This window comes from Gryllotalpicola sp. (assembly GCF_027352875.1).
Classification (GTDB): Bacteria; Actinomycetota; Actinomycetes; order Actinomycetales; family Microbacteriaceae; genus Gryllotalpicola.
Map to the genome: position 1 here is coordinate 1 of NZ_DAIEII010000073.1, position 10,127 is coordinate 10,127.

General features: G+C 70.2%; 12 protein-coding genes. 7 read left to right on the plus strand and 5 right to left on the minus strand.

Features of this window, described 5'->3' with window-relative positions:
* Both M7D61_RS08675 and purE read right to left on the minus strand, forming a co-directional pair.
* Nucleotides 1-1,340 (minus strand): LCP family protein (locus M7D61_RS08675; RefSeq protein WP_298229562.1); only part of this gene is annotated, 1,340 nt, incomplete at its 3' end.
* A complete protein-coding gene (gene purE, locus M7D61_RS08680; RefSeq protein ID WP_298229564.1) occupies nt 1,337-1,825 on the minus strand; it encodes a 5-(carboxyamino)imidazole ribonucleotide mutase in 489 nt (162 codons plus the stop codon). The genes M7D61_RS08675 and purE, both read right to left, overlap by 4 nt.
* A 96-nt stretch (nt 1,826-1,921) precedes the next feature.
* On the opposite strand from purE, the gene M7D61_RS08685 reads away from it, so the two are divergent.
* Together M7D61_RS08685 and M7D61_RS08690 are read left to right on the plus strand one after the other, a co-directional pair.
* Nucleotides 1,922-2,779, plus strand: a complete 858-nt coding sequence (locus M7D61_RS08685; RefSeq protein WP_298229566.1) for an ABC transporter permease — start codon at nt 1,922-1,924, stop codon at nt 2,777-2,779.
* A complete protein-coding gene (locus M7D61_RS08690) occupies nt 2,769-3,509 on the plus strand; it encodes an ABC transporter ATP-binding protein (RefSeq protein ID WP_298229568.1) in 741 nt (246 codons plus the stop codon). Before M7D61_RS08685 ends, M7D61_RS08690 begins: the two co-directional genes overlap by 11 nt.
* On the opposite strand, the gene M7D61_RS08695 is transcribed toward M7D61_RS08690, so the two are convergent.
* Nucleotides 3,504-4,640, minus strand: a complete 1,137-nt coding sequence (locus M7D61_RS08695) for a 5-(carboxyamino)imidazole ribonucleotide synthase (RefSeq protein WP_298229570.1) — start codon at nt 4,638-4,640, stop codon at nt 3,504-3,506. The two genes, M7D61_RS08690 and M7D61_RS08695, sit on opposite strands and share 6 nt — an antisense overlap.
* A 94-nt stretch (nt 4,641-4,734) precedes the next feature.
* Between M7D61_RS08695 and M7D61_RS08700 the strand changes: the two genes are divergently transcribed.
* Nucleotides 4,735-5,229 carry a GtrA family protein gene (locus tag M7D61_RS08700; protein WP_298229572.1) on the plus strand — a complete coding sequence of 165 codons (495 nt, stop codon included), beginning with the start codon at nt 4,735-4,737 and terminating at the stop codon, nt 5,227-5,229.
* Here M7D61_RS08700 and M7D61_RS08705 read toward each other — a convergent pair.
* On the minus strand, nt 5,195-5,767 hold the full coding sequence (locus M7D61_RS08705; protein ID WP_298229574.1) for a PH domain-containing protein: 573 nt from the start codon (nt 5,765-5,767) through the stop codon (nt 5,195-5,197). The two genes, M7D61_RS08700 and M7D61_RS08705, sit on opposite strands and share 35 nt — an antisense overlap.
* Before the next feature lie 6 nt (nt 5,768-5,773).
* Complete coding sequence (locus M7D61_RS08710) at nt 5,774-6,568, minus strand: biotin--[acetyl-CoA-carboxylase] ligase (RefSeq protein WP_298229576.1); 795 nt, start codon at nt 6,566-6,568, stop codon at nt 5,774-5,776.
* 74 nt (nt 6,569-6,642) lie between these two features.
* Here M7D61_RS08710 and M7D61_RS08715 point away from each other — a divergent pair, with 74 nt between their 5' ends.
* The 4 genes from M7D61_RS08715 to M7D61_RS08730 form a co-directional block, all read left to right on the plus strand.
* Nucleotides 6,643-8,244 carry an acyl-CoA carboxylase subunit beta gene (locus tag M7D61_RS08715; RefSeq protein ID WP_298229578.1) on the plus strand — a complete coding sequence of 534 codons (1,602 nt, stop codon included), beginning with the start codon at nt 6,643-6,645 and terminating at the stop codon, nt 8,242-8,244.
* On the plus strand, nt 8,241-8,462 hold the full coding sequence (locus M7D61_RS08720) for a hypothetical protein (RefSeq protein ID WP_298229580.1): 222 nt from the start codon (nt 8,241-8,243) through the stop codon (nt 8,460-8,462). The genes M7D61_RS08715 and M7D61_RS08720 overlap by 4 nt, the downstream gene beginning before the upstream one ends.
* Nucleotides 8,462-9,739, plus strand: a complete 1,278-nt coding sequence (locus M7D61_RS08725; RefSeq protein WP_298229582.1) for a TRAM domain-containing protein — start codon at nt 8,462-8,464, stop codon at nt 9,737-9,739. The genes M7D61_RS08720 and M7D61_RS08725 overlap by 1 nt, the downstream gene beginning before the upstream one ends.
* A gap of 93 nt (nt 9,740-9,832) precedes the next feature.
* A partial coding sequence (locus tag M7D61_RS08730; protein ID WP_366083931.1) for a Maf family protein occupies nt 9,833-10,127 on the plus strand: 295 nt, incomplete at its 3' end.

Below are 10,127 nucleotides of genomic sequence, written 5' to 3' on the forward strand. Positions count from 1 at the left end.
GCGATCGTGCTCGTGAGGAGCGCGTGGATGGCCGCCCAGTCCGGGTTCGACGGGTCCGGCACGGTGGGCGGCACGAGGTCGAGCGAGACGATGCCGACGGACTTCGTCTTGTCGGCGAGGTCGACGAAATAGCTCAGCATCGACTGCGGGATGTCGGTCGTGATGATCTGCTTGCCGGCCGCGGCGACGGCCTGGAATTTCGTGAGCACGTTCGCCGGGTTCATCTGGGCGAGGATCGCGTTCTCGAGCTGGCGCTGGCGGGCCATCCGGTCGTAGTCGCTCGTCGTCTCCCGCGAACGGGCGTACCACTGGGCGGTGTGACCGTCCATGCGCTGGACGCCGGGGTAGATCCATCCCGTCGTGATGGGATTGCCGTTCGCGTCGCCCTTGTCGGCGATCGGCAGCTTCTCCTTCGCGTCGATCGTGACGCCGCCGAGCGCGTCGACGAGCTGGGCGAAGCCCTCCATGTCGACGACCGCGAAGTACTGGATCGTGAGGCCCGTCGCACCCTCGAGCGCGTCGCGCATCGCCTCGATGCCCGCGCTGGAGTGGGCGGTGATGTGGCCCTTGTAGAGTGCCGACTTGTAGATGGTGAACTCGGTGTAGATCGAGTTGAGCTGGCAGACGTCGACGTCGCAGCGCCCGCCGGTGCCGTATCCGCTCGGATAGAGTTGCGCCGCTGGCGAGCCCTTCCGGAACGGAATCTGGTCGAGGTTGCGGGGCAGGCCGATGTTGACGGCCTTGCCCGTGGTCGCGTCGATGCTGATGACCGATATCGAGTCGGGGCGCATGCCCGAGCGGCCGGGGCCGGCGTCGCCGCCGAGCAGCATGATGTTGTATCGGCCGGCGACGGGCGGTTCGCTCGGCCCGCTCGTGAAGATGTCGCCGAGTGTCTGCCGCACCGTCGCGGTGAGGGTCACGCCGTAGCCGGCGACGCCCACACCGCCGACGAGGGCGAACACCGTGAAGAGCGCGATGCCCCACCGGCCGCCCCCACTCACCCTGACGAAGTGCACCAGGCGCAGCGTGTCGATGGTGAGGACGATCCAGAGCAGGCCGAAGACGATGAGGAACGCCTCGGCGCCGGCGAGGAACCAGGCCTGGGTGGCCCACTCGATGACGAGGGTGCGCTTGACGAGGAAGACGACGACGAGCGCTGCGACGATGAGCCAGAACAGCAGCATCATCCGCAACCCGAACCTGCCGAGGCCGCGGTTGCCCGCGATGAGCTGGGCGCTGCCCGGCAGCAGGAAGTTGAGGACGACGAGCCACCAGCCGCGCCGGGTCATCGTTGCCTCGGACCGAGCATCCGGGTTCCGGATCGGAGTCGAGAGCGTCATGCGTTCTTGAGGGCCTTGCTCTTCTCGTCGACGAGAGAGGCGAGCGATGCGGCGTAGTCGGCGAGTTCGGCGCTGAGCGCCGGGTCGCCGGAGGCGAGAATGCGCACGGCGAGCAATCCGGCGTTCGCGGCCCCGCCGATCGACACGGTCGCAACCGGGATGCCCGCGGGCATCTGCACGATCGAGAGCAGCGAGTCGATGCCATCGAGGTGCTGGAGGGCCACCGGCACGCCGATGACGGGAAGCGTCGTCACCGAGGCGACCATGCCCGGGAGGTGGGCCGCGCCGCCGGCTCCTGCGATGATGACGCGGATGCCGCGGCCGGCAGCGGCCCTGCCGAAGGCGATCATCGTCTCGGGGGTGCGATGGGCCGAGACGACATCGGCCTCGTACCCGACGCCGAACTGGTCGAGGATCTCCGCCGCCGCCTTCATGGTCGGCCAATCGCTGTCGGACCCCATGATGATGGCGACGTCGGTAGGCATGCGACCATGCTAGGCAGCGCGCCTGGGGCGGTGCCGGATGCCACGCGGGCGCGGCCTGAGAGGTTCCCCAGACCCGCGCTGCTAGGGTTTCGGCACGTGACCAATAGCGCCGCGGCGGAGATGGCCAAGAAGTACGGTCTGTCCCGCATGGGTGCGAGACCCCCGCTCGGTCGGTATCTCGCCGAGGCCTGGCGCCGCCGCTATTTCGCGATCACGCTCTCGCGCTACACCGTCGAGGCGGGTGACTCGGACTCCCGGCTCGGCTCGCTGTGGGTGATCGTGCGGCCATTCCTCTCGGCGGTCATCTACGGCCTGCTCTTCGGCGTCATCCTCGGCCCCGATCGACCCCACAACTTCGTGCCGCACCTGCTCGTCGGCGTGACGACGTTCGAGTTCTTCGCGAAGTGCTTCGATCAGGGAGCCAAGTCGATCACGGGCAACCAGTCGCTCGTGACGAGCCTCGCCTTCCCCCGCATCCTGCTGCCGATCAGCGCCGTCCTGCGCAACATCTTCGAGCTCTGGCCCATGTGGGTCGTGCTGGTGCTCGCACTGCTGGCGTTCCAGCAATGGCCGAGCTGGAACTGGCTGCTCGTCATCCCGATGCTCGGTTTGATGACGCTGCTCAACACAGGCCTTGCGCTCATCTCGGCACGGCTCACGGTGCACTTCCGCGATCTCAGCCAGATCATCCCGTTCATCAACCGGCTGCTGTTCTACGGCAGCGGCATCTTCTTCACGCTGCAGTCCGTGACGAAGAACCAGACGCTGATCCACCTCTTCCAGATCAACCCGGTGTACGACTTCGTCGAGGCCATGCACAGCTTCCTGCTGCCCGGCTACGGGCCGCTCACCCAGTGGGAATGGACCGCCCTAGTCGGGTGGTCGGTGCTGCTTCCGGTGATCGGGCTCTTGTTCTTCTGGTCCGCGGAAGAGAGGTACGGGCGTGTCGAGTAGCGAGCGCAGGCCCGTCGTCATCGTCGACGACGTGCACGTGCGGTACAAGGTGTATGCGACCGGCCGCCGGGTGGGACGGCGGGTCGGCCGCTTCGAGCGCGGCATCAAAGAGGTCCATGCGCTGCGGGGCGTGAGCTTCACGGTCTACGAGGGCGAGAACATCGGCGTCATCGGCCACAACGGCTCGGGCAAGTCGACGCTGCTGCGTACGGTCGCGGGCTTCACCCCGGCGAGCGAGGGCGCAGTGTACGCAACCTCCCAGCCGAGCCTGCTCGGCGTCGGCTCGGCCCTGCTGCCCCGCCTCGACGGCCATAAGAACATCAACCTCGGCGCGCTCGCGCTCGGGATGACCCCCGCCGAGGCCGAGGCGTCGTACGACTACATCGCCGAGTTCTCCGGCCTCAAAGAGCACCTCAACTACCCGATGCGCACCTATTCGAGCGGCATGTCGGCGCGGCTCAAGTTCTCGATCGCGATGGCGAAGGCGCACCAGATCCTCCTCGTCGACGAGGCGCTCGCCGTCGGCGACAAGGCGTTCCGCGACCGCAGCGAGAAGCGCATCCGCGAGCTCCGCGAGGAGGCGGGGACGACCTTCCTCGTCAGCCACTCCATGCAGTCGATCCTCGACACCTGCGACCGGGCGATCTGGATCGACCACGGCGAGCTCCGGCTCGACGGCGATCCGCAGACCGTGGTCGACGCGTACGAGGCCTCGACCGCGGACCTATAGGAAGCAGGCGGCGGCACCGCGGGCGTCGGCGAGCACGGCATCCAGGTCATCGCCGGTCGCGGTGACGTGGCCGACCTTGCGCCCCGGGCGGGGCTCCTTGCCGTAGCCGTGGACCTTCACCGCGGGGCGCCCGGCGAGCGCACGCGGATAGCGGTCGACGAGCGACTCGCCCGCAGGGCCGCCGAGGATGTTCACCATCACCGCCCACGGCTGGAGGGGCGCCGGCGAGCCGAGCGGCAGGTCGAGCACAGCGCGCAGGTGCTGCTCGAACTGGCTCGTCACGGAGCCGTCGATGGTCCAGTGACCCGAGTTGTGCGGGCGCATCGCGAGCTCGTTGACGAGCACGCGGCCGTCGGGCGTCTCGAAGAGCTCCACCGCAAGCACGCCCGTGACGCCGATGCCTTCGGCGACCTGGATGGCGATGTCGCGGGCCTCGGTGGCGGTGGATTCCGCCGTCGCGGGCGCCGGCGCCACGACCTCGGCGCACACCCCGTCCTTCTGCACGGTCTCGACGACGGGCCAGGCGACGACCTCGCCGGAGGGGCGGCGCGCGACCTGCTGGGCGAGCTCCCGGCGGAAGGGGACGAGCTCTTCTGCCAGGAGCGCCCCGCCGTTGCTGTCCTCCACCAGCGCGGTGAACCAGTCATCCGCCCCGTGCGCATCGGAGACCACCCGGACGCCCTTGCCGTCGTAGCCGCCGCGCGCCGTCTTCACCACGGCGCGTCCGCCGTGCGCGGCGAGGAACTCCTCGAGCGCCTCGGCCGACTCCACCGCCGCCCAGTCGGGCACCGGCAGGCCGAGCTCCGACAGTCTCGCGCGCATGAGGAGCTTGTCCTGCGCATAGAGCAGGGCGTCGGGGCCGGGGTGCACCCGAATTCCGGCACCCACCAGCGCGCGCAGGACGTGCTGCGGAACATGCTCGTGGTCGAAGGTCACGACGTCCACCGTGCGCGCGAACTCCAGCACGGTGGCCGCGTCGCGGTAGTCGCCCACCGTCGTCTCCGCGAGCTCGGCCGACATGTGCGGCGCCTCGGCGAGCACCCTGATCGCGATGCCCAGCTCGACAGCGGGCGCGATCATCATGCGGGCGAGCTGGCCCCCGCCGATGACGCCGACCGTGGTCCCGCTCACAAAGTCCTCCCTCCACACGTTCAGGTGCTTCATCGGCCCGGGGGGTACCCTGACTCCGGACCCGCTGTCCATTTTCGCGTACGAAAGCAGACTGATGATCCCGTTGCTGAAGCAGGTGCTGAGGTTCGGTGTGGTCGGCGGGGTCGGCGTCGTCGTCAACTTCGTCGTGTTCAACGCACTCCGCTCGACGATCTGGACCAACCAGCACGACCGCTACGGGGCGATCTACGCGACCATCGTCGCCACGGTCGTGGCGATCGTCGTCAACTGGGTCGGCAACCGCTACTGGGCGTTCCGCGCCGACCGGCAGTCCAGCGCGACGCGCGAGGGCGCCGAGTTCTTCATCGTGAGCGTCGCCTCGCTCGCCATCCCGCTGCTCTGCGTCGGCGTCTCGCACTACCTCATGCACCTCAGCAGCCAGTTCGCCGACAACATCTCCAACAACGTCATCGGCCTGGCGCTCGGAACACTGTTCCGCTTCGCCCTTTACCGCTGGTGGGTCTACTCGCCCAAGCGCGCCGTCAGCGCCCGCTGGGACGGCGAGGTGGCCGAATTCAACGCCCCGTCCACACAGTCGTCTGGTCTGTGAAGACCTTCGTCTGCATGACCTGGCGCTGACCGGTCTGCAGCGTCGCCGCGTGCTCCATGAGGTCGTGCAGCGCGCTCTGGACGACCCTGGCCCGCGGCACGTCCCGCAGCGTCAGCGCAGTCTCGCCGCCCGTTGCGACCCGCAGCGTGCCTGACCCGAAGAGCAGCTGCAGCGGCCCCTGGCTGAGCACGACCTCGTAGCCGCGGCTGTGCAGCAGTTCCTGCCGCACCCGCACAAACACCCCACGGCGCACGACGAGGCGGCGGGTGGTGACGATGTAGCGGCTGCCCAGCCAGGCGATGAGCGGCAGCAGGAACAGCAGGATTCCGGCGAGCAGCGCCGCCGCGAGGACGAGCAGGTTCTCCCAGCCCTGATCGAAGGCCGCCGCGAAATAACCGTACAGCCCCGAGATCGCGATGAGCAGGATCGCCGGGACGACGAGGCGCCTCGCATGCGGCCTGAGGCGCGCGACGACCCGCTCGGCAGGCGCGGCCTGAGGCTGCGTCTGCGTCTGGGTCGGCTGCGGCGCCTTGGGCATGTTCCTTTAATACCGCACGTGGGTGACGTCGCCGGCGCCGACGGCGGTGGTTCCGGCATCGTTATCGACCTGGAGCCGACCGGATTCGTCGAGCCCGGTCGCCGTGCCGGTGAGGGTGCCGCCGTTCGGCAGCTGCACGCGCACCTCCTTGCCGATCGTGGCGAGGCCGGTGACGACTTCGGCGCGGGCGGCGTCCGGGTCGGCTTCGAGCAGGGCGACGAGGTCGCGCAGTCCGCCGAGGTAGGCGGCGAGCAGCGCGTCGGGATCGGGGTCCGCGCCCTCGATCGCGAGCGAGGTCGCCGTCGGCACCGGGAGCTGCGCCTCGGTCATCGCGAGGTTGACGCCCGAGCCGACGACGACGGCCACTCCGGTGGTCGGCTGCCCGCCGGCGGCGGACGAGGAAGGCCCCGGCAGGAGCTCGGCGAGGATCCCGCACACCTTGCGTCCGCCGACGAGCACATCGTTCGGCCACTTGAGCGCGCCGTCTGCGCCGGCGGCGCGGATGGCGCGCGTCATTGCGAGGCCGGCGAGCAGCGGAATCCAGCCGAAGTTCCCCGCGGCGATGGCCGGCCTCAGCAGCACGGACGCGGCGAGCGAGGTGCCGGCCGGCGCCTGCCACGAGCGGTCGAGCCGGCCCCGCCCCGCCACCTGGTCGTCGGTCGCCAGAACCGAGAGGTGCGGCCACCCGGCGGGGTCGGCGGCGGCGGCGCGCACGAGGTCGCTGTTCGTCGAGCCGGTGCGGTCGACGACGACGAGACGCGACGCGACCGCCGTGGCGGTGGGAAGCAGGAGCGCGGACACCACGACATTCTCGTCGCCGATTTGTCGGAACCTGCCACAGGAATCGCCCGAAGGCTGCCGGGTAGAGTGAAAAAGTGACCGACTCGCAGGGCCAGGCCCCCGATCTGACGACCACCGCCGGCCGCATCGCCGACCTCAAGCGCCGCCATGAGGAGGCCGTCACCGCCAAGGAGGCCGCCGCCGCCGAGAAGCAGCACTCCAAAAGCAAGCTCACCGCCCGCGAGCGCGTCCTCGAGCTGCTCGATCCCGGCACCTTCGTCGAGTTCGACGAGTACGTGCGCCACCGCTCGCACGGCTTCGGGATGGAGGACAAGCGCCCGTACGGCGACGCGGTCATCACCGGCGTCGGTGCGATCCACGGCCGCCAGGTCGCCGTGTTCAGCCAGGACTTCACGATCTTCGGCGGCTCGCTCGGCGAGGTCGCCGGCGAGAAGATCACCAAGATCATGGACCACGCCCTGAAGACGGGCGTGCCGATCGTCGGCATCCTCGATTCCGGCGGGGCGCGCATCCAGGAGGGCGTCGTGGCGCTGAGTCAGTACGCGCGCATCTTCCGCCGCAACACGGCCGCCTCCGGCGTCATCCCGCAGATCTCGATCGTCGTGGGGCCCGCCGCCGGCGGCGCCGTGTACTCCCCGGCGATCACCGACTTCGTCATCATGGTCGACAAGACGAGCCACATGTTCGTCACCGGCCCCGACGTCATCAAGACCGTCACCGGCGAGGACGTCGGCTTCGAGGAGCTCGGCGGCGCCCTCACCCACAACAAGCTCTCGGGCGTCTCGCACTACCTCGCGAGCGACGAACACGACGCGCTCGACTTCGCACGCACCCTGCTGGGCTACCTGCCCGACAACAACCTCAGCGACGCGCCGGTGTACGAGGTCGAGGTCGAGACCGAGATCACCGAGGAGGACAAGCGCCTCAACCTCGTCATCCCGGATTCCTCCAACCAGCCCTACGACGTGGCGACGATCATCACGGCCATCGTCGACGACGGCGAGTTCCTCGAGATCCAGGAGCTCTTCGCCCCGAACATCGTCGTCGGCTTCGCGCGCATCGAGGGCCGCTCGGTCGGCGTCATCGCCAACCAGCCCAACTCGATGGCGGGCACCCTCAACATCGACGCGGCCGAGAAGGCCGCCCGGTTCCTGCGCTTCTGCGACGCGTTCGGGATCCCGATCCTCACGCTCGTCGACGTGCCGGGCTACCTGCCGGGCACCGACCAGGAGTGGACGGGCGTCATCCGTCGCGGCGCGAAGCTGCTCTACGCCTATGCCGAGGCGACCGTCCCGCTCGTGACCGTCATCACTCGGAAGGCGTACGGCGGCGCGTACATCGTTATGGGCTCGAAACAGCTTGGCGCCGACATCAACTTCGCCTGGCCGACGGCCGAAATCGCGGTGATGGGCGGCCAGGGCGCGGTGAACATCCTCTACCGCACCGACATCCACGCCGCGCACGACCGCGGCGAGAACACCAAGGCGCTGCGCCAGAAGCTCGCCGACGAGTACGTCTCGAGCGTCGCCTCGCCGTTCCTCGCCGCCGAGCGCGGCGAGATCGACACCGTCATCGAACCGGCGGCGACGCGCTCGGCCGTTGTCAAGGCACTGCGCTCGCTGCGCTCCAAGCGCGCCTCGATGCCGCCGAAGAAGCACGGGAACATCCCGCTGTGAGCTCGCTCTGGAGTCCGGATGCCGCGGCGGCGCTGCGCGTCGAGACGCGCGGGCTCACCGAGACCGAGGTCGCCGCGGTGAGCGTCGTCGTCGCGGCGGAGATCGGCGAGGAGGTGCGCGCCGAGGCGCTGCGCGAGGAATCCGAGGTGCGCTCCCGCTGGGTGCGCTCGGGCGTGCCGCGACAGCCGCTGCCGCGCGCCTGGCGCACCTTCGGCTGATGCCCGGACAGGAGATCGAACTCGACGTGACCGGCGTCGCCCACGGCGGGGTCATGGTCGCGCGCCACGAGGGGCGGGTCGTCTTCGTCGCCGATGCGATCCCCGGCGAGCGCGTCCTCGCGCGGGTGTCGGACGATGCGAAGAAGTCGTTCTGGCGCGCTGAGACGGTGCGGGTGCTGGATGCGTCGCCGCACCGCCGCGAGCACGTCTGGGCGGAGGCCGCGCTCGGGCGCGACCCCGCCGAGCGCCCCGGCGGCGCCGAGTTCGGGCACATCGAGCTCGCCCACCAGCGCGAGTTGAAACGCCAGGTCGTCGCGGACGCCCTGAAGCGCATGGCAGGTGTCGACACCCCGGTCGCCATCGAGCCGCTCGACGGCGAGACCGTCGACGGCACCCGCTGGCGCACCCGCGTCACTCTGCACGTCGCCGAGAACGGCGTGGTCGGCCCCTTCGCCGCCCGCTCCCACCGGGTCATCCCGGTCGAGTCGCTGCCCCTCGCGCTGCCCGCGCTCGAAGCCGAGGCGCCGCTGAGCACGCGCTTCTTCGCGGGCGGCGGTTCCGTCGAGTTGGCGGCGACGTCGACGAGGCAGGTGCATGTCGTCACTGTCTCGGCCGGTGGTCTCCACTGCCCCGCGGGGCGCGGCAGCCGACCAACGACTGCCGCGGCCCCGACCAGGACGATCACCGAGGTCGTGCGCGGGCGCGAGTTCGCCCTCGACCTCGGCGGCTTCTGGCAGGTGCACCGTCTCGGGGCGGAAGCACTGTACGACGCTGTCCAGGGCGCGATCGACGAGGCGCTCTTCGACCCGCGGGCTGCGAACCTCGACCTCTACGGCGGAGTCGGCCTGCTCGCCGCGGCGGTCGGCGACCGATTCGGCTCGGCCACCCGCATCACCAGCGTCGAGAGCTCCGAGCACGCCACCGAGCACGCCGGTGCGAACCTCTCCGACTGGGTCGGCGCCCAGGCGGTGACCGGCCGGGTCGAGCACTGGATCCGCGGTGCGGCGGCCCAGGCGACGGCTCTCGAGCGCACGCGGCAGCGCGCCGCGACCGTCGTGCTCGACCCGCCGCGATCCGGCGCGGGCGCGGAGGTGGTGGGCGAGCTGCTCGCGATGCACCCCGCCCAGCTCGTCTACGTCGCCTGCGACCCGGTCGCGTTCGCGCGGGATGCCGCGCTGCTGCGCGCCGGAGGCTACGAGGCGACGGCCGTGCGCGGCTACGACCTGTTTCCGAACACCCACCACGTCGAACTCGTCGCGACCTTCACGCCGAGCTGAGCGGGCACCGCGCCGTCGCGTCGAGACCGACTTTCCGGCCCCGTCCGGCGGGGCATGAGGACCCGAACGCCGACCCCGGCGAAGGATGGCGCTGTGACGACCCTCTATCTCGCCTCGACATCGCCCGCCCGACTGATGCTGCTGCGCCAGGCCGGGATCGAACCGGTCGTCATCCCGAGCCACGTCGACGAGCGCGCGGCGGAGGACGCTGCGGCCGCCGAGCGCGGCGCGGCGCTCACGGCGGCGCAGACCGTGCTGCTGCTCGCGAGGCTCAAGGCCGAGGCCGTGCTCGGCCCCGAGATCGACGGGATCGTCATCGGCAGCGATTCGGCGTTCGAGTTCGGCGGCCACGTCTACGGCAAGCCGCTCGACGCCGAGACCGCGACGG